Raw genomic sequence first — 19,692 nt, forward strand, 5'->3', positions numbered from 1 at the left:
CATTCCTCTTATCTTAAGATTTCTTCTAATTGCTGAAAGCTTTGTTCAAAAGGCTGCAAAGCGTTTTCATCTTGCACTAAAAACTGCTCCATTAAAGCCTTTTTCTTAATCGCTTCATCAAGCTCTTTATCGTTCCCCATTTGATAAGAGCCGATGCGAATGAGCATTTCATTTTCTTTCAATAACGCATACAAACGGCGGAATTTTCTCGCGCAAAGGTTTTGAGACTCGCTGATGATGTCTTTAGCCACCCTTGATGCGGAGTTTAAAATATTAATAGGCGGGTAGATCCCATAATCGGTTAATTCCCTGCTTAAGACAATATGCCCATCTAAAATACTCCTGGCTTGATCGGCTATGGGATCGCTCAAATCATCGCCCTCTACTAGCACGCTAAAAAAAGCCGTGATGCTCCCCTTATTTTCTTCCTTGCCCGCTCTCTCCATTAATTGAGGCAATAAGGAAAGCGCGGATGGGGGGTAGCCTTTGGAAGTGGGCGGTTCGCCTAAAGCTAAACCGATTTCTCTTTGAGCCATAGCGAAACGAGTCACTGAATCCATGATAAACAACACGTCTAGCCCTTGGTTTTTAAAATACTCCGCCACGCTCATCGCGCAAAAAGCCCCGTATTTGCGCATTAAAGGGCTATCATCGCTCGTAGCGACCACTAACACGCAAGAGCTTAAATCCCCTTTTAAGTTTTTCTCTATAAATTCAGGGATTTCTCTGCCCCTTTCCCCAATCAAAGCGATCACTTTAATGGGCGCTAAGCAACCCCTAGTGATCATGCCCATTAGCGTGGATTTACCCACCCCAGAGCCGGCAAAAATGCCCAGTTTTTGCCCCTTACCGCAAGTCAAAAGCCCATCAATGCTCTTCACCCCCACGCTAAAAACCTCATCAATCAAGCCTCTTTTTAAAGGGGCTATAGGCGTTGTAATGACAGGCGCTAATCGTTCATAATCTAGCGCCCCCTTATTGTCAATGACTTGCCCTAAAGGGTTAAGCACCCTCCCTAAAAGATTGCGGCCCACAGGGAAATTCAACCCCTCTTTTAAAAATAGCACCTTATCGCCAGCCCTAGCCCCCTCTATAAAATTAAAGGGCGTGAAACCAAACTGCTCTTTTTCTGCCACCACCACCATCCCCACGCATTCGCTGCCATCGCTTTTTTCAATCTTCACCACATCGCCCACAGACGGGTTAAAACCATCCGCATAAACGATATTGGGCATGATTTTTTTCACGCTCCCGTAGCGAGGCGATAGATCAAAATGCTGATTCAAGCGGTTTTTTAAGGATTTTAGGGGCATTTAAAGCTCTTTAGTCCATAAGACTTCAGCGATTTGGCGCTCATTGTTGATTCTATTCACATGCACGATCACATCAATCGCGCTTTTAAAATACGCTCGCATCAAATCCTTATCTAATGAATGCGTATAACGCATGCTTAAATTCAGTGAAAGGGCTTCTAAAGTGTTTTGAGCGCTATTGGCGTGAATGGTTGAGAGCATGCCCTTATGCCCGGTGTTTCCTAAACGCAAAAAGAGCGCTGCATTCCTGGTGTCAATCTCGCCCACAATGAGCCTGTCCGGGTTTAAGCGCATGGCCATATTGAGAGCGTCTTCATAATTAAAGCGCGTGTTTTCTTGCTTGCCCACTAAAAGCCCTACGCAATTACTAAACGCTTTTAAATCCAATTCTTGGCTGTCTTCAACGCTCACCACCCTTTCATCTTTATTGACGCAATCTAAAAGAGCGTTTAATAGGCTAGTTTTACCGCTTGAAGTCTCCCCGCTAATGAGAATGTTATACCCTTTTAGCGCTAAATCTTTCAAACCCTTTGGATCGCTTGCTTTAAAAGTGAAATCGTCTAAACTTAAGGGCTTAAGCCTAGGCACACGGATATTGAGCGTGATTTGATTATTGGTAGTGATGCTAAAATGATTCGCGCTCACCCTATAGCGCGTGAAAGGGATAGAGCAATTTAAGGTGGGGTGCTCTTCATCAAAAAACAACCCCCTAAAACTAGCCAATTGCTCGCAAAACCTCAGCAAAAACGCCTTATCAAAAAGCGCATGCCCTCTTTTTTCTCGTGTGTTATTGATTTTATAAAGCCAAAGCTCCTGCTCGGTGTTGATGATTAGCTCGGTGATCCCGCTTTCTAAAAAAGGGGTAAAATGGCCGATTAGGGCTTGTAAAACTCTATGGGTTTGTAAAGTTTCCAAAAGCCCTATCCTTTTATCATCGCTCTTTTAAAACCTCTTCGCAGCGCTTGCAAGGGGTGTTTTCTAACTCGCTTTTAAAACGCCAACACCTGGGGCATTTATAAAAGGGGGCTTTAAAGAGCGTGAATGTTGGCGTTTTGCTTAATTTTTCTTTTGCAACCCCTACAAAGCTCACCATGAGCAATTCTTCTACTAAATTTTCACGCAACGCTTTTTCTTTCACTTCAATAGCGCATTCCAACGAATTTTTCACCACGCCTTCTTTTTTCAAGCGATCTAACTCTTCATTAAAGGCAGAACGCAAGGCTAAAACGGCTTCAAAATTTTCTGGTTTTTTAAACTCTTTAAGGTGGAGTTTTTCTGAAACGCTAATGCCTTTTAGATCAAACACATCTTTAGCTTGTAAAAACGCACAAAGCACCTGGCTATGCTCTAAAACTTCTTCAATCGTGTGCGTTAAAATCGGGGCTAAAAAGTAGCATAATTTACTGGCCACAGCGAGTAAGACCATTTGAATGGCTTGGCGTTTTTCATTGTTTTTGCTATCGCAATACAAGCTATCCTTACAAGCGTCTAAATAAATCCCGCTCAATTCATTGGTAACAAACGCCATTAAAATATTCAAGCCTTTCACAAAATCATGCTCTTCAAACGCGCTATTGACTCCAGCACTTATGGTTTCTAAAGCCTCTAATATAAAATGATCTAAAGGGCTAAAATCATGGGAGCGTTCTAAATTCTTAAGATCCATATCGCTAAAATTGGCGAGTAAGAATTTTAGGGTGTTGCGGAATTTTTTATAATGCTGTTCTGTTTGAGTGAAAAAGGTTTGAGAGACCCTCAAATCGTTTTGATAGTCATTAAACGCTACCCACAAACGCACCACATCGCTCCCATGCGTTTTGAGCAGCTTGTCCAAAGACACCACATTGCCTTTAGATTTACTCATTTTCTCGCCCTTTTCATCTACAATGAAGCCATGCGTAATGACCTTTTTAAAAGGGGCTTGATTATTTAAAACACAACCGATTAAAAGCGAGCTTTGAAACCACCCCCTATGCTGATCGCTCCCTTCTAAAACCACATCGCTAGGACTTTGCCCCTTTGCTCCATGATAGTCTTCTAAAACCGCCTTAAAGGTGCTACCGCTATCAAACCACACGTCTAAAATGTGCATGACTTTTTCGTAATGCTTGGCGTCCTCTTGATAGCTAGGGGGCAATAAATCTTTCACGCTAGACTCCCACCACACATCACAGCCTTTTTTCTCAAAAAGATTCGCCACATGCTCTAAAACTTCGCTTTCAAAACAAGGCTTATTCGTGCGTTTGTCTATGAAAAAGGCCAGTGGCACGCCCCATTTTCTTTGCCGGCTCAAGCACCAATCAGGGCGGTTTTCTATCATGGTTTTTAGGCGGTTTTTCCCGTTGCTTGGCACAAATTCCACCTTTTCAATCGCGTTCAAAGCCACTTCTCTTAAGGTTTTTTGAGAGCCATCATTTTGAATGAAAGGCTCATCCATTAAAATAAACCATTGCGTGGTCGCTCTGTAAATCACAGGCTTGTGCGTCCTCCAGCAATGCGGGTAGGAATGCTCAATCTCTTGCTCTAGCAATAAAGAATCGCCCAATTGCTCTATAATGCGTTTTTGAGCCTTAAAAACATGCTCGCCCAGATAGCTTTCATCTAATAGTTGGTTATGGATAATGCCCTCATCATAGCAACCTTTTTCATCTACAGACATTAACACTTCTAAATTATATTTTAAGCCTAAATAATAGTCCTCTTCACCATGCCCGGGAGCGGTATGCACGGCTCCTGTGCCATCTTCTAAACCGACATGCTCTCCTAGAGTGATTAGGGAATCTCTTTGGTTTAAAGGATTGGTGGCCTTCAAATATTCTAAATCATTGGAATTGAATTCATGCGTGATCGCATTATCCACCACCCCTAAAGCGGCTAATTTTTCATGCAAGACTTTAGCGACTAAATAGCCTTTTTGGGTGAGCGCATAAAGGGCGTCTTTTTTCAAAGCGATCGCTTCATTCGCATACAAAGTCCAGGGCGTGGTCGTCCAAATCACCAAGCTCGCTTTTTTGACTTTTAATTTTTCTAAACTCTCCTTTTTCAAACCAAACGCCACGAAAATGGAGGGCGATTTTTTCACCTTATATTCCACTTCAGCTTCCGCTAAAGCGCTCTCGCATGCATAACTCCAATAAATAGGCTTGTGGCGCTCTTTCAAAAGCCCTTTTTTAGCCACTTCCACTAAAGCCCTATAAATGCTCGCTTCAAATTTAAAATCCATGGTTTTATAAGGATCTTCAAAATCCCCCAAAACGCCTAATTGCAAAAATTCATTCTTTTGAATCTCTAAAAACTTTTTCGCATGATCTCGGCACTTTTCTCTAAACAGCGTGGGGTTTTCTAGGCTTGTTTTTTCTTTTTCTAATCGCTCTAAAATTTGCTGCTCAATGGGCAAGCCATGGCAATCCCAACCGGGCGTGTAATAGATTTTCTTCCCTTTAAAATATTCTCTTTTAACGACAATGTCTTTTAAAATTTTATTTAAGGCATGCCCTAAATGCAAATGCCCATTCGCATAAGGCGGCCCGTCATGCAAAGTGAAATCCCCATGGTTATCTTTCCTAGCTTGCATGCGTTTGAACGCTTGCTGTTCTTGCCATTTAGCGTAAGTTTTAGGCTCATTAACGCTCAAATTCCCTTTCATAGAAAAGGTGGTTGTGTTTAAGTTTAGGGTGTCTTTGTATTCTTTCACTGATTGATCCTTAGTCTTTTATCTTTATTTTTTTGTTTTAGGAGCGATATAAAGGTGTGTGTCTTTTCGCGGCACATTTTTTAAAGTGGGGATTTGTAAAATCGTGTATTCTTCTATCCCTTTTAAATAGTGCAAGCTAATCGCATCGCCAATTTTCACTTCTTTACTAGCCTTAGCACAACTCCCATTGAGCCACACCGCCCCCACATTGCACATATCTGTCGCTAAAACGCGCCGCTTCACTAAACCCACTGATTGTAAAAATTTGTCTATTCGCATGCGTTTATTTTACCCTATTCTTTAAGTTTTTATCCATAACTTATAAGGGTTTTAGTTTTAGCATGTTAGCATTCAGCCACCACTCTTTTTAAGGAATTTGCTTGAAGTTTCAAATTGTGAGTTTGTTAGCCGCTCTTTTATTAGCCTCTTGCTTGCCTCCTAAAGGCCATCATTCTGGTTTGGTGAATATGTATATCGCTCACCAAGGCCAAAGCGTGCGCACTTATTGGCGCAAAATAGATAGAGGAGTTGTCGCCAAACACAATGAAGCGCTTAAAAAAAACCCTAAAGCAAAGCTCAAAGACCCTAGAGGGCCTTTATTCATGCTAGGGAGTGAGCGCTTCATGCTTTTGTGGAAAAACCGCTACCATTTAGCCAAAGTCCAATCGTTCAAGCTAGAGCCTGGGTTTTATTACTTGGATTCTTTTAGCGTGGAAACTCAAAAAGGCATCTTGCAGAGCGCCCCCGGCTATTCATACACCAAAAATGGCTATGACTTCAAAAACAACCGCCCCTTTTTCCTAGCCTTTGAAGTCAAACCTGACAGCCAAATCATTCTTCCTAGCGTGGAATTGAGCCTGATTAAAACCCCTAGAGGCTTTTTAGGAGTGTTCTTGTTTGACAACAACGAAAAGGGGGCCAATACCCAATGGATTGAAGGGAGCTTGAATTTAAAGCTTAAAAACGCTTCTTTTAAAGACGCATGGGAGTTGGAACAATAAAGCATGAAGCGATCGCTCGCTTTTCGTAAGCTCTTTATGATTAGATTGTAAAAAATGCTTAAAGCATTTTTTAGATTTTGTTATCCCTATTCAATTGGAACAAAGCCATTAAATTTTTAAAAACTTTTAAAACCGATAAACATAATCCGCGCTCCAAGTAACATAGCTTTCAAAAATGCCCCTAGGGATTTTTGCTTGTAAAACCCTCACGCTTTCGCAAGTCTTTAGCTTTTTTAAAGAACAACTAGGAGCGTCGCCATGGATGCTCGTGCTCAATTCTAGCGTGTGGCGCTTATCGCCCATCCTTAGCCCTAGTGAGCCATAGCCCTGAAATTGCACCAATTGTGCTAATATATTACCAAAATCTTTAAGAACATTGGCTGTTACGCTCTCACCCCCTAACCCAGCCCCTATAAAATAACCGATGAAAAACTTCTCATTTTCATACACATTGTGTAAAAAATCCATAAAAAAGCTGTAAGTTGACATTGTTATCATACCACCATTAAAAAAAGAAACGGGACTTATTGTGTCTATGGGTATCACTCCAAATAAGTATTGTTGGTATTTATCTTTTTCCATGTAATTACCCGCTTTATAGGAATATTGAACCCTCCCCTAACGCCAAAACCCATTTTTTTAATCTTAACAGGAGCGGCATACTGATACCCCACCTTAAAATTAAAGCCGTTTAAGATGGTGCTAGGATCTTTTCTTTCTAAGAGTCTTCCACTAAAGTAGTGAGGTAGCAAAACAAAACTATCTTTATAAGCTAAATTCCATGAAAACATCCCGCTATAGCCAAGACCGGCAAAAAAAGCGCTTTTATCCACTCTTTGATGTTTAGCCTTAGCTTTTTCTTTCGCTAAAGCTTCTTGAACCTTCTTTCCAACGAGTTTATTAAGCGCGCCCTCATCTATAGCGTGGCTAAAATGAAACCCTAGCACAGAATACAGAGTCAAAAATAAAAATTTCTTATTGGGTTTTAAAAAATGGGGGGGGGTAACTTGCATACCCTTTCCTTGATTGAAAAATTGTTTTAATATTTTGAATATTGTAAAACATTGAAGCTTATTAAAAGTCTTAACAATATTATTGGATAAAAAATTACTTTTTATAGGCATTGGTGAGTATTTTTAACATTAATGAGCGTTTGTAAAAATAAAAATCAAGCGTGTTGCGGTGGTTGGATTGGATTTAATGGGTTAGAATAGAATGATTGTATCTTAAAGTCAAAGCCAGAGACAACCCTAGTCAAGTTGCCCCTAGCCACACCGATATTACTCGTGATGCCCGTGGCAACAACCTTCTTCTTGATGATGACTATCGCTAGTGCTGCAACAACCTTCTTCATGATGAGAGCTGTGGTGGTGATGGTGGTGTTCACCGCCATGATAGTGGTGGTGGTGTGTGTGGTGATGGTGGTGGTGGTGCCCGCCGTGTTGTTCTTCATGGTGTGCCATGATGACTCCTTTGATTAAAAAATTAAATTCTAGCTCACTGGCTAGGATTTCATTCTACAATATAAAATCTAATTAATTGTTAATGAAAGAAAATTTAGCGCTAATTTTTAATCCATAAATTTTAAAAAATCAACACCCCCCATTAGAAAAAAGACAAAACCTCACAAAAAAGAGTTTTCAAATTTGCTGAGAGAGTTTTTTCTCCCTCAATTGCCCGCAAGCCGCTTCAATATCCAAAGCTTTAGATTCTCTAATGGTGCATAATAAGCCTTTGGAGTTTAAAAAATCCGCAAACATTCTAGCGCTCTCCAAGATGGGACGCTCAAACTTAGAGCCTTCATGCGGGTTGAATAAAATCAAATTCACTTTGGATTTAATGCCGTTTAAAAGTTTTAAAAGTTTTTTAGCGCAGTTTAGGCTATCGTTTAGATCTTTGATCAAAAGGTATTCAAACATCACTCTTTTGCGCTGCTCTAAAGGCCATTTCCTCACTTCATTCAAAACGCATTCAATATTGTATTTTTTATTCAAGGGCATTAAAGATGAGCGCGTTTTGTCATCTACGGCGTGTAAGGATATGGCTAATTGCACGCCTAAGTTTTTGCCCGCTAAAATAGGGATTTTATCGGCCACGCCACTCGTGGAAATGGTGATCCTTTTAGGTGAAATTTGCATGCCGGTATTAAAAATCTCAACCGCTTTACACACCTCATCTAAATTGTTCAAAGGCTCGCCCATTCCCATAAAAACAATGTTGAGTGCTTTTTCAATGGGGAGGTTATTGTCTTCTTTAATGAGTAGGGCTTGCTGGATAATCTCGCTCGCTTTGAGATCCCTCACAAAACCGCCTTTTTGAGTGAAACAAAACGAGCAACCCACTTGACAGCCGATTTGACAAGACACGCACACGGTGTATTTTTCCCCCTCTAAAATGGCATTCGTCTCTCCATCAATCTTTTTGTCTTTCATTTTCAACAACACCGCTTCAAAAGTGTGGTTGTCCCTTAAAGATTTAAAAAGGTATTTTTTAGAGCCATCAACACTCTCCCTCACATGCGCGATTTCTATCGTGCGCAAAGTAAATTCTCGCTCCAAATAAGCGATAAAATCTTTTGAAAAATTATTTTGCATGTCTTTAAAGCTTGTTTTATACTTCGCATAGAGCCACAAATAAAGCTGTTTAGCCCTAAAGCTTGGTTTTAAAAGTTGGCTCAATTCCTTTAGAGTGAAATCATAAATACTCGCTTTCATGCTTTAAGCCCTAATTCTAAAAGTTGGTGCAAGTGCAAGACCCCTAAAACCTTATTGTAATCATCTACGCACACCAAAAGCTGGATCTTATGGCGCTCTAAAAATTCTAACGCTTCTAAAAGAAGAGCGTCCAAATTCTTAAAGCTTTTAGGTTTTAAAGTGGCAAAATGCTTCACCTCACTCTCCAAGCTAAGCCCTTTTAATAGCGCCCTACGGATATCGCCATCGCTTAACACCCCCACAAGCTCGTTAGCTTCATTGACTAAAATCGCGCTGCCTAGGCGTTTTTCACTCATTTCTATGAGTGCGTCTTTAAAACTTGTATTAGGAGCGATTAAGGGGAGGTTCGTGGTTTGTAATAAGTCTTTAACCTTGACAAAAAGTTTTTTGCCCAAAAGCCCGCCCGGATGAAAGGAAGCAAAATCTTCTTGGCTGAAGTTTTTCGCTCGCATCAAGCATGCCATTAAAACATCGCCTAAGGCTAGAGTTAGGGTAGTAGAAGTCGTTGGAGCGGTGTTGATCGGACAAGCTTCTTTTTTGATTTTCAAGCTCAAATAATAATCGCCGAGTTTAGAAAGCGAGCTAGTGGGGCTTTTAGTGAAAGTGATGATTTTATGGCTTAAGCGTTTTAAATGGCTCACCAGATTCAATAATTCCAAAGACTCGCCCCCATAACTAATCATTAAAATCACATCGTTTTTTTCCACCATGCCCAAATCCCCATGCATGGCTTCTGTGGGGTGTAAAAACGCGCTCCTGTTACCGGTGCTTAGCATGGAAGCAGCGATTTTTTGCGCCACTAAAGCACTCTTACCCACGCCCACTATCACAAGCTTACCCCCTTTTTCTTGGCTTTTTAAAATGAGTTTGACAATGGCTTCTAAATCGTTAAGTTCTTGGAATTGCTTAACGCTTTCTAAAAGCGCGCTCGCTTCATCTTTTAAGACTTGTATAGCGGTAGCGTTACAATCAAAAAGCATGGGCATGACAAACGATAGCCGGGTATTTTCTAAACTTTTTAAAGAGCGCTTTTCTGATGAAATTACGAGTGTGATCTTCTAATTTTTTAGGGTTATTCAAAATTTCGGCGTTGCTGGATTTCAATAACACCTCTAAGCCCCCTTGAATTTCTTTGATCAAATGCTTTTCATCTTTAAAGCCCACAAGCCCTAAACTGGAAAATTGAGAGCTTTCTAAAAGCGCTTGTTTGTTTTTATTCACAAAAATCGTAGCCACAAACACCCCTAAGCTAGCGACTTCTTCTCTTTGTTGGACGATGCTAGTGTCAATACTTAAATTGCTTTGGTTATCCACATAGCTTTTCCCGCTTTTAATGGTGCCGACTTTTTTAATGAACGCAGGGCCAACTTCCACTTGATCGCCATCTTCCATTAAATAGATATTTTTTTCAGGCACCCCGCAAGCAATAGCGGTTTGTTTGTGGCGCGCGACATGGTTGTATTCCCCATGCACGGGTAAGAAAAACTTAGGCTTAATGAGTCTTAACATGAGCTTTTGCTCTTCTTGGGCGGCATGCCCGCTCACATGGATATTGTCAAATTCTTGATAAGCCACTTTAGCTTCTTTTTTGATCAAAAAATTCAACACCGCTGAAACGCTCGCTTCATTGCCAGGAATGGCTTTAGCGGAGATGATGACTAAATCGTTGGGTTTGATAGAGATGTGGCGGTGCTCATCTGTCGCCATGCGATAAAGCGCGCTCATGGTTTCGCCTTGTGAGCCGGTCGTTACGATTAAGACTTCATTATCCGGGTATTTAGCGACTTCATTGGCCTCAATAAAAGATTGGTAAGGCAAATGGATATAGCCTAATTCTCTAGCGATGTCTAGGTTTTTTTCCATAGAGCGCCCGATCACAGCGATCTTGCGGTTGTATTTAATGCCGTATTGGATGGCTTGATAGACCCGGTGGATATTGCTAGAGAAGGTGCTCATAATCACCCTCCCTTGCGCTTCTTTAAAAAGGGTATCAAAAGTCGGCGCTATGGTGCTTTCACTCGGTGTGGTTCCGGATTTATGGGAGTTAGTGGAATCGCTTAAAAGAAGCATCACCCCCTTTTCGCCATAGTGCGCCAAACGATACAAATCAGTGGGCAAATTATCCACTGGGGTGTGATCGATTTTAAAATCGCCGGTGTGGATGATTGTTCCGGCTTTAGTTTGGATCGCTAAAGCGCTGCTGTCAATGATAGAATGCGTGATGTGGATCCATTCAATGATAAATTCGCCCACGCTAATGGGGCGGCGCTTTTCTACGATTTTAAAATACGAGCGGTATTTTTTCAAACCATGTTCATCAAACTTGCTCCCAATCAGTCCCAAACTCAAAGGCGTGCCATAAAGGGGGAATTGCAACTCTTTAAACAAATAAGGCGTGGCCCCTATGTGATCTTCATGGGCATGGGTGATGATAATGCCAGCGATTTTGTCCTTGATTTGGTGCAAGTAGGAAAAATCAGGGATTAAAATATCCACGCCAAAAAGCCCTTCTTTAGGGAAGCTCATGCCCGCATCAATCACGATCGCGCTTTTTGGGGTTTCAATGACCATCATGTTCCCCCCAATCTCGCCCAAGCCCCCTAAAGGCGTGATTTTAACGCTCGCTTTAGAGTTTAGATTCATCTTATAATGCGGGTTTAAATGCTCCACTTGGATCTTGTTATTCGCTTCAACGCCCTTTTTGAGCTCCTTATGAAAGCCTAAAGTCCCTCTCTCATTCACATGCAAAATTTCCGTAACGCCCTCTACTTTGTTGTTATCCAATTCTTCTTTGGCGTAATTTCGTGTTTTGGCGTGTTTTTGTTTGTGGTGGTGGTTTGGTTTTTTGTTAGGGCGATGCTCTTTTTTATGGTGTGAAGGCGCTTCATGGTTTGAAGACTCTGCGTTTTTTTGCGCGTTTTCTCTGAAACGCTTTTTGCGGTTGGTGAATCGCTCAAACGCTCCGGCTCGCATCTCATGGTGATCTTTTGAGTTTTCACTGCTGTTTTCATGGTTTTCATTATTTTGGTTGTTATCAGTCATAACGATTATTCCTTTATTTCAATTTTTTAAAAAGGCATTAGCCTTTTAAAAGGTAATTTAAGAGCTTGAGATAATCTTTTATCTCAGACGCCCTCACGCTTGTTGGTTGGTTTTCTAACGCTAAAAAATCTAACACCTTATCAAGCTTTTCTTTATAAGAAACGCTTTTTTTAAGATTGTTTGAAAGCGTCTTCCTAGGAGATGAGAAACAAGCTTTCAAAAAATCTTCTAATGTTTCAAACCCTTTTTGTAGGGCTTCTTCAAAAAATGGCGCTTGGAGCAATGAAGCTAACGCCTTTTCTTTTAGCGGCTCTTTAATCACTTCAAACACGCTAGAAAACACCTTTGGAGGCGGGCTAAACGCACTAGGTGGCACATCAAACAAAAGGGTAGCGTTCCCTATCGTGTGTGCTAAAACGCTTAAAGCGTTCTGTGAATCTTTAGCACAAAACTTGAGTGCCACTTCCTTTTGCGTCATCACCAATAAGCCCCTGCATTTAGGGTCTTTGAGCGCGTTTAAAACAAGCCTGGTAGCGATATAATAAGGCAAATTAGAGATCAAAAAATAAGGCTCTTCTTCTTTTAAAAAAAGAGCGTCTTTTTCCACTAATTCTAATTTAAAAGGCTTTTTTTGCGCCTTTAGCTTTGATCGCATTTTCTCGCACAAATTGCTATCTATCTCATAAGTCTTTAAAGGATAGCGATTCAACAACTTAAGAGTCAAATCCCCTAGCCCCACGCCAATTTCAATTAGCTTTAATGGGTTTAAGGGGGGCAAAGCATTAACAATTCTGTCTAAAAACGACTCGTCCGTTAAAAAATGCTGTCCTAAAGACTTTTTAGCTACTACCATAAGAAGCGCTTCTAAAACTCCTCATATTATACCTTAAAAAGGGGATTTGTCTTTCCTTTTTAATGCAACTTCCTTATTATAGCTTTTTTCATTCAAAGATGTTGGTAGTTTTGACAATAGAAACGCTTAAATTGGCGCTCGTATTAAAAATTAGTATTAAAATCTTTTTCGTTAATAATTGGTTAGATTTTGCATTATAAAATGAAATCCTAGCCGATGAGCTAGAATTTAAATTTCAATTAAAGGAGTTATCATGGCACACCATGAACAACAACACCAAGTGCAACAACAGCAACAACAACAGGCTAACAGCCAACACCACCATCACCATCACCACGCACACCACCACCATTATTATGGCGGCGAACACCATCACCATAACGCTGAACAACACGCCGAACAACAAGCAGAGCAACAAGCTCAACAACAGCAACAACAACAAGCACACCAACAACAACAACAAAAAGCACAACAACAAAACCAACAATATTGATTGGGGCGTTTGTGTGGGTGGCCTTAGGGCTACTCCTGGCTTTTAACTCTTTCTTTTAATCTAGTAAATTTATCCATTTAAACTAACTTTTTTAGCTCCGTTAGATTTTTAAACTTTTAAAATCCCTCTATTTGATGCTTGACAAATGGCTCTGTTTTTTATCCAATAAAGATAAGCTTTATTAATTGAGTGGTCATTGGGGCGTAAAACTTTGCCATGCGTATCTGGTGCGATCTAGGGGTGTTTTAAGGGGGTTTGTTGTAGGATTTCATCACGCCCCATAGTTGCGATATGGGGCAAATCACCTTAAAAGGAGCATGTTATGCCTAAGACACATAACAAACGCTCTTGGAAAACATTATACTTTGAGTTTGCTTTTTTGGGGCTTAAAGTGATCGTTTCTGTGAAACGCTGATTTTTCTAAGAGCGTTCCCCTAAGTTTAAAAGCTTAGGGGTTTCCTTTATAAGCGGGTTTGTCCTTGACTTTTGGGGCGTTTATTTTTTTAAAACCCTGATTTTAGCGCTCATTAAATCGTGGTTTAAGGCTTTTTTGATGTTTTCAAATTGGCGTTTTTTGTTTTTAAGGCTTGTGATCTCATTATCTAAAGTGCTTAAAACGTTAGCGATAGCGATTTGTTCGTTTAGAGGGGGTAGGGGGATTTCAAAATCTAAGATTTTATCTTTTGAAATGCTATAAGGTGTAGCATTTCTATTTGAAATTTCATATAAATAATTTTGATTAACTTTCAAAAAATAATACAAGAAAATATTTTTTATAATATCCTTATTAGGGTATATACAAAAACAAACATCATTAGCCCAAAATTTATTTTTTTGAAAATTAACATAACCAGCCGTTCCATATTGAGCGATAGTAATTGTATTTTCATATCTATTGAAGTTATTTGTGTAACCCAAAAATCCAACTCCACCTGAAACCACAGGGTATTTTCCAAATACATCTAATTCATTTTTTGTTATGCGAACACCCCTTTTAATCTCGGCAATATCCCCAAGCTTTACTTTTTGCCAAGCTTGATTGAAGCCTTTCAAGCGTTTTCTTTGGCTCAATAGTTCAAAGCTCAAAGCTTTTTTAACGCTTTCTTTTTTAAGAATGAGGGCGCTCAAAGAATAAAGATAACGATCCACATCGCTTAAAATGTCAGCGATAGCGCTCTGTTCGTTTAAATCTTTAGGGTAAAAAACTTCTTTATTTTTAATTAAATCTACATTTAGATTTACTTGTGAGCCTTGTTGCCCACTTTCTAGCCATTCTTTTTCTATATAACATAGAAAATAATATAAGTAATTTATTTGGATTTTCAAAAACTACAAAACCATCATGAATACAAGTATCAATTTTAGTGATAATAGGCTTACCAATTGTCGCGCACATGCTCATAATCAAACTATTTTGTTTAACAAATCTGCTTTTTTCAATGCCTTTTTTAGAAAGTTTTTGGGCTGTTTTGTATAGAAAACGGCTATTTTTTGAAATATCTGAAATTCTTACCCACCCTACATTAGAATTAGCACAAAACCATTTAGGATTTTCAATAGGTCTAGGTGATGCCCCTCTTTTAATCTCGGCAATATCCCCAAGCCTTACTTTTTGCCAATTTGATGGCGTTGTTAATGCGTCCATGCGTTTATCCCAATAATCCTAAAGCACACTAATGGAAGCATTCAAAACACCACCGTTTTGTTTTCATGCACAAACACCCGATCTTCTAAAACGAGTTTTAAAGCTCTAGCCAAAACCAGTTTTTCTATATCCTTACCCGCTAGGCGCATTTTTTCCACGCTGTAATTGTGGTTAATGGGCAGAGTGTCTTGTAAAATAATCGGCCCGGCATCAAGGCTTTCATTCACAAAATGCGCCGTGGCCCCGATGACTTTCACGCCCCTTTCAAACGCTTGCTGGTAAGGGTTAGCCCCGATGAATGCGGGCAAGAAACTATGATGGATATTGAGAATCTGATTTTCATAGCGCTTCGTAAAATCATGGCTTAAAATACGCATGTATTTGGCTAAAACGAGCAGATCCGCGCTCACTTTGTGTTTTAATTCCAGGTTTTTAATGATTGTTAAAACTTCTTTTTCATGCAAAACTTGATTGTCGCAAGGTGCATAAAAATAGGGGATGTCAAATTTTTCCACTAAAGGGCGTAAAATCTCGTGATTGGAAATAACGCCTAAAATTTGAGCGTTCAATTCCCCCCCATACACCCTTAAAAGCAAATCCCCTAAGCAATGGCTCTCTTTAGTGGCGAGTAAAATAATGTTTTTTTTATGCGTTAAAATGACTTCAATGGATAGTTCGTTAAAGTTTTCTAGGGCTTTAAAAAGAGCGGTTTTTAAGGATCGCTCTTCTTGCTCTTTAATTTCAGTATTCAAGGGCTTGATTTCTTTTTGGATTTTTAGCCGCATGAAAAAGCGCTGTTTTAAGGGATCAACAAATTCATCGTTTTTGACGATGTTATAGCCCTTGTTAGCGATAGTACTACTTATCGCGCTCACCAAGCCTTTAGAGTCTCTAGCTTGAATTTTTAAAATAAATTCTAACATCTTCATCTCATTAATAATTGATAGCCAAAGGCTTGCGTGATGATGCTTGTAACTGATTGCGTGGCTTTTTCAATGAAACGCTCCATAGGGCTTTTTTCCAGCCAATAAGCTTTTTTAACCTTACTCAATTCCATTAAGCGATTTTGCGCTTGCTTGATCGTGCTGATTTTATCAATGAGTTTTAATTTTAGAGCCTTTTGAGCGCTAAAGACCTTCCCTTCAGCAAAATCCTTATAATCCTTAGCGTCTAATTTTCTGGCTTTAGCGACATCATTCACAAACATTTGGTATTGCTCATTGACTAAATTTTGCAAAAATTCTTTTTCGTTAGGTTTCCACGCTCTGGTGAAAGTGCCTATTTCTTTGTATTCGCCCGCATGCACGCCTTGAGTGGCTACGCCGACTTTATTGAGCAAATTTTCCACATTCGCGCCCGAAAAAATCACCCCAATGGATCCTATCAAGCTCGCTTTAGAGGCATAAACTTCGCTCGCTTGCATGCCCGCATAATAGCTCCCGCTCGCCATAACCCCCCTAGCATACGCTAAAACGGGCATTTTTTGCTTCAAATCAGCGATTTTTTCGCTCAATTCCACGCTCGCTGACACCGCCCCACCAGGAGAATCAATCAACAATAAAACGCCCTTAATGCTAGGGGTTTTTAAGATTTTATCCACTTCTTTGTCAAAATCCTCGGTGCTAAAAATCGCCCCATTTAAATAGAGTTTAGCGAGATTGGGCGGGGCGCTTGGCGCACTTTCTTTGGCGCTAAAAAAGATTAATACAATCAACAACAGCACAAACGACTTGAAATACTTCGTGATAAAATCTAAAGGCATAATGATTAAAGCCTTAAAGATTTTTTGAATGAAACTCCACATGCAGCTTTTCCTAAACTTAATATTTGACCATAAGAGTGTATTATACTTCAAATGTTTTAAGGATTAAATCATGGCGTGTAAATTTTGCCCTAAGATCAGAAAAACAGATTGGATTTTTATTTTAATCGCTGCTTTAGGCTTTTATGCAGTCAATAAACTAGGGTATGCACCCCAATTCAATACCCCCACTTCAAAGATTTCACACTCTCTTTCACGCCCTCTTCCACACCCTATTGAAAAGCCTGACAATATGACCGAAGAAGAAAGGAAAAAGCGTTTTATAGAGCTGCAAAAAGAATGCTTACTCCATAAAGACAAAAAAGCATGCGAAGAAGTTTTTTAGATTGCATTTATTGTTTTTTGCACTTTTAAGGTCTGCCGCTTGTAAGTTTTAACGCTCTTTTTGTTTGCAAAAAGGCTTTTTTTAGCGGTGGTTTTTAGTTATTCCAACACCCCAAGATTCAAGCACTCCTAAGCTAAGTCTAAGTCTACTATAATCAAAAGATTTTAAAGGGAACTTAAATAAAAGGCAAAAATATTTGAAAACTTATATCATTGATGCAGATAATATAGATGGGGATTTATTTTTCTATAATCTTACTAGAAACAGCAATGATTTTTCCATGTTGCCCATTTTTGAACTCGATCGCATTGCCCAAAAAATTAGAAATATTCTTAAAAAACATGGCAGTAGAAAAGACATTATTTTAAATCATAGAGAGTTACAGGAAGCCTTTTTTAGCCCGTTCAAACCGCAGCTAAAAAACGCTCAAGTGTTCCTATCGCATTCGCATGCGGATAAAAATAAGGCTTTAAAGGTTAAAGGCTATTTGGAAGAAGACCTAGATGCAGAATGCGTATTTATAGACTCGCTTTTTTGGGATTATAAAGACGATGTCTTAAACAAATTGGCAGAATACGATAATATAAGTAGGATTGAAGACGCTTTCACGCTCATTCTCAGAGAGTCTTTAGAATATATGATCAAAAAATGCCCTTACTTCGTGTTTTTACAAAGCAAGAATAGTGTTTCTCTTAATCAAGATCTATTAAAAATCACTTATTCCGCATGGATTTATAAAGAGTTGAAAATCGCTAACACTCTTATAGCTGACACCACCATAAAAGAATCACACATTAAAGCCATGCGTATTTCTTACGATATCACAAACTTATTAGGGAGGTTTAAACCTATCTCTCTTGATAGTTTGTGCAAGAAAATCGCTTTTAATCTTATAACAAAGGATGCAAAATGAAAACTTACCAAAAATTATTGGGTGCAAGCTGTTTGGCGTTGTATTTAGCGGGCTGTGGGAATGGTGAATCGCCGGTTGAAATGGTTGATTATGGAAGCCAACTGCAAATAAACTCTAAGGTAGATAGCGTTACTCTTGAAAATCTCAATCTTAATCGTGGGAATTGTGAATATTCCACCTTACAAGTCCCTGTAAGTTTAGAAAGGCTCATACAAGAAAAAGAGAAATCCGAAAACGCCAAACAAAGCCTTGAGAAATACTCAAACGAAACCCAACAAGCAATTGCCCTTAAGCAACAATCCCTAAAAGAATTTGAAGACAAAATGAAAGAATTGGACACCATTGAAAAATTCTATGGTTGGAATTTCAACACAGAGAATAAACTTAAAACCCTGGATGAAAATTCTAAACAATACATACAATTACAACAACAAAGAACTTTTATTTTTGACCATCTCAAAAAATCACTTTCAAGTGAAGCGTCTTATTATATTAATAATGATACACTCAAGTTCTTTTATTACCTTCAAAAAGATATTAAAAATATATTTACTGCAAATATGAGCGGAATTAAAAAGGATATTGTAAGAAAAGAGGGACAATGCTTGGAAGGATCACAAGGGATTGATAAGTATACATACCTTGGTTGGTGTTCTTATTATCTTGGTATCAATGATGGTGATTCTGTAGACTTGAATGAAAGGATAAAGTTAGAGCTAGAAATCTTAAAAGGCTATGCTGACTCCATCAATAACCAAGAAATTTCCAAAATAGCATCAGATCTTATTGCAAGCTATGGCAAAATAGATAGATTCAAATTTAATCCATCCTTTATAAGATCTGTAAATGAAAAATTACCCACTATAACCAACTTTATTTTTAAAGAAATTGTGAGCAGTGCTCCAGAAAAACTTAAGGTAATAACAGATAAGGAGTTACAACCTTTGACAGAAAACTTGCAAAAATACCAAGCTAGTTTAAGTGAGACAACAAATAAGATCCAATGGATAGAACAAAAAGTCAAAGAATTGCAAGATAAACATATCCCTATGCAACAAGAATTGAAATTTGGGAATTCTGTAGTAATCTCTTATAGATGCTCAAAACTTTTGGAAGCCGAACTCCAAACCAACAAAGGCACTTACAAATTTAATTTTGAGAAAAAATAAGCCTTAAACATGGAAAATACCCCAAAAGACAGAGCAAAAATCCTTATAGAAGAGCTTAAAATCTTGCAAGGCATTATCAACAGAATGGCACAAAATTCTTTGGAGTGCAAAAAATGGACTCTCGCGCTCGCTGTGGGTGTCTTATCCCTCAAAGTAGAGGCGATCTCTCATCTTTATGGGTTATGCGTTTTAGGGGTGTTGTTGGCATGCTTTTATCTTTTAGACGCTTATTATCTCATGCAAGAAAAATTATTCAGGGAGCAATACCAATGGCTCATAGAAAACAGACTTAAAACCGATGAAAGGTTATTTGAAGTCTTTCCTGCTCATCAAACTTGCCGGTGCGCGCAATTCTTATGCTCCATGTTTTCGTTTAGCCTTTTCCCTTATTGGGTGTTAGGTTCTTTGCTTGGTGGGCTATGGTTTTTGTTTTTGATTCTGTTTCAATGGAGTGTTGGCTATAAAATAACTTAACTTCAATCAAACGATAACTTTTGAAGCGTTTTAGGATTTAGGGTATCGCAAAATAACCCCTACTCCCTTATGATTTTCACTATAAAATAAAACTTTAGACAAAAAGCAAGATCTAAGAAACCAACACAAGCAAACTAAACACATTAAACATTAAATATAAAGACACTAACAACTAAAAATATAAGCATTAAGAAATAACAAACAATAAGCAAGCAAATATTAAAAACAATCAAG

16 protein-coding genes and 6 pseudogenes are annotated in these 19,692 nt (G+C 39.0%); 7 read left to right on the forward strand and 15 right to left on the reverse strand.

The window, feature by feature from the left end:
• Positions 1-8: 8 nt before the first annotated feature.
• The 4 genes from fliI to CXY28_RS05585 are packed head-to-tail and all read right to left on the reverse strand — an operon-like array spanning position 9 to position 5,286.
• Positions 9-1,313, reverse strand: coding sequence for a flagellar protein export ATPase FliI (fliI, locus tag CXY28_RS05570; RefSeq protein WP_001927743.1), 1,305 nt, complete (start codon positions 1,311-1,313; stop codon positions 9-11).
• Positions 1,314-2,228 carry an ATPase, T2SS/T4P/T4SS family gene (locus CXY28_RS05575; RefSeq protein ID WP_100979864.1) on the reverse strand — a complete coding sequence of 305 codons (915 nt, stop codon included), beginning with the start codon at positions 2,226-2,228 and terminating at the stop codon, positions 1,314-1,316.
• A gap of 16 nt (positions 2,229-2,244) precedes the next feature.
• The gene (gene ileS / locus CXY28_RS05580; RefSeq protein ID WP_100979866.1) at positions 2,245-5,007 is read right to left on the reverse strand and encodes an isoleucine--tRNA ligase; all 2,763 of its coding nucleotides are present in this window, start codon (positions 5,005-5,007) and stop codon (positions 2,245-2,247) included.
• Between the two features lie 24 nt (positions 5,008-5,031).
• Entirely contained in the window at positions 5,032-5,286 is a 255-nt protein-coding gene (locus CXY28_RS05585) for an RNA-binding S4 domain-containing protein (protein WP_001217159.1), read from the reverse strand.
• A gap of 101 nt (positions 5,287-5,387) precedes the next feature.
• On the opposite strand from CXY28_RS05585, the gene CXY28_RS05590 reads away from it, so the two are divergent.
• Positions 5,388-6,008 carry a hypothetical protein gene (locus tag CXY28_RS05590; protein ID WP_100979868.1) on the forward strand — a complete coding sequence of 207 codons (621 nt, stop codon included), beginning with the start codon at positions 5,388-5,390 and terminating at the stop codon, positions 6,006-6,008.
• 126 nt (positions 6,009-6,134) lie between these two features.
• On the opposite strand, the pseudogene CXY28_RS05595 reads toward CXY28_RS05590, so the two are convergent.
• From CXY28_RS05595 to rsmA, 7 genes and pseudogenes are all read right to left on the reverse strand, one after another.
• Positions 6,135-7,021, reverse strand: a pseudogene (locus tag CXY28_RS05595) (outer membrane beta-barrel protein).
• Between the two features lie 155 nt (positions 7,022-7,176).
• Positions 7,177-7,401, reverse strand: a complete 225-nt coding sequence (locus CXY28_RS08790; protein ID WP_229309610.1) for a hypothetical protein — start codon at positions 7,399-7,401, stop codon at positions 7,177-7,179.
• A pseudogene (locus tag CXY28_RS09040) lies at positions 7,352-7,471 on the reverse strand (hypothetical protein); the annotation flags it as partial. The gene CXY28_RS08790 and the pseudogene CXY28_RS09040, both read right to left, overlap by 50 nt.
• Before the next feature lie 177 nt (positions 7,472-7,648).
• Positions 7,649-8,722 (reverse strand): dual-specificity RNA methyltransferase RlmN, encoded by a 1,074-nt coding sequence (gene rlmN / locus CXY28_RS05605; protein ID WP_100979870.1) that lies wholly within the window; start codon positions 8,720-8,722, stop codon positions 7,649-7,651.
• On the reverse strand, positions 8,719-9,708 hold the full coding sequence (locus tag CXY28_RS05610; protein ID WP_100977679.1) for a KpsF/GutQ family sugar-phosphate isomerase: 990 nt from the start codon (positions 9,706-9,708) through the stop codon (positions 8,719-8,721). Before CXY28_RS05610 ends, rlmN begins: the two co-directional genes overlap by 4 nt.
• Positions 9,692-11,764 (reverse strand): ribonuclease J, encoded by a 2,073-nt coding sequence (locus tag CXY28_RS05615; protein ID WP_100979872.1) that lies wholly within the window; start codon positions 11,762-11,764, stop codon positions 9,692-9,694. Before CXY28_RS05615 ends, CXY28_RS05610 begins: the two co-directional genes overlap by 17 nt.
• Before the next feature lie 37 nt (positions 11,765-11,801).
• The gene (gene rsmA / locus CXY28_RS05620; RefSeq protein WP_100979874.1) at positions 11,802-12,617 is read right to left on the reverse strand and encodes a 16S rRNA (adenine(1518)-N(6)/adenine(1519)-N(6))-dimethyltransferase RsmA; all 816 of its coding nucleotides are present in this window, start codon (positions 12,615-12,617) and stop codon (positions 11,802-11,804) included.
• 253 nt (positions 12,618-12,870) lie between these two features.
• On the opposite strand from rsmA, the pseudogene hpnL reads away from it, so the two are divergent.
• Positions 12,871-13,020: pseudogene (gene hpnL / locus CXY28_RS09045) on the forward strand (nickel-binding protein HpnL); the annotation flags it as partial.
• Positions 12,947-13,156 (forward strand): hypothetical protein, encoded by a 210-nt coding sequence (locus CXY28_RS05625; RefSeq protein WP_416136877.1) that lies wholly within the window; start codon positions 12,947-12,949, stop codon positions 13,154-13,156. The pseudogene hpnL and the gene CXY28_RS05625, both read left to right, overlap by 74 nt.
• 449 nt (positions 13,157-13,605) lie before the next feature.
• Here CXY28_RS05625 and CXY28_RS09050 read toward each other — a convergent pair.
• From CXY28_RS09050 to sppA, 4 genes and pseudogenes are all read right to left on the reverse strand, one after another.
• Positions 13,606-14,298: pseudogene (locus CXY28_RS09050) on the reverse strand (restriction endonuclease subunit S); the annotation flags it as partial.
• A gap of 6 nt (positions 14,299-14,304) precedes the next feature.
• Positions 14,305-14,755: pseudogene (locus CXY28_RS09055) on the reverse strand (restriction endonuclease subunit S); the annotation flags it as partial.
• Between the two features lie 41 nt (positions 14,756-14,796).
• On the reverse strand, positions 14,797-15,678 hold the full coding sequence (purU, locus tag CXY28_RS05640; protein ID WP_050826180.1) for a formyltetrahydrofolate deformylase: 882 nt from the start codon (positions 15,676-15,678) through the stop codon (positions 14,797-14,799).
• Positions 15,679-15,680: 2 nt separating this feature from the next.
• Positions 15,681-16,559 (reverse strand): signal peptide peptidase SppA, encoded by an 879-nt coding sequence (sppA, locus tag CXY28_RS05645; protein ID WP_100979878.1) that lies wholly within the window; start codon positions 16,557-16,559, stop codon positions 15,681-15,683.
• 70 nt (positions 16,560-16,629) lie between these two features.
• Between sppA and CXY28_RS05650 the strand changes: the two genes are divergently transcribed.
• From CXY28_RS05650 to CXY28_RS05665, 4 genes and pseudogenes are all read left to right on the forward strand, one after another.
• A complete protein-coding gene (locus tag CXY28_RS05650) occupies positions 16,630-16,902 on the forward strand; it encodes a hypothetical protein (RefSeq protein ID WP_100965091.1) in 273 nt (90 codons plus the stop codon).
• Between the two features lie 196 nt (positions 16,903-17,098).
• Positions 17,099-17,815 (forward strand): TIR domain-containing protein, encoded by a 717-nt coding sequence (locus tag CXY28_RS05655; RefSeq protein ID WP_100979880.1) that lies wholly within the window; start codon positions 17,099-17,101, stop codon positions 17,813-17,815.
• Entirely contained in the window at positions 17,812-18,984 is a 1,173-nt protein-coding gene (locus CXY28_RS05660; RefSeq protein WP_000861000.1) for a hypothetical protein, read from the forward strand. The genes CXY28_RS05655 and CXY28_RS05660 overlap by 4 nt, the downstream gene beginning before the upstream one ends.
• 9 nt (positions 18,985-18,993) lie before the next feature.
• Positions 18,994-19,420, forward strand: a pseudogene (locus CXY28_RS05665) (hypothetical protein).
• Positions 19,421-19,692: the final 272 nt, after the last annotated feature.

Source organism: Helicobacter pylori (genome assembly GCF_002832345.1).
Lineage (GTDB): Bacteria > Campylobacterota > Campylobacteria > Campylobacterales > Helicobacteraceae > Helicobacter > Helicobacter pylori_CP.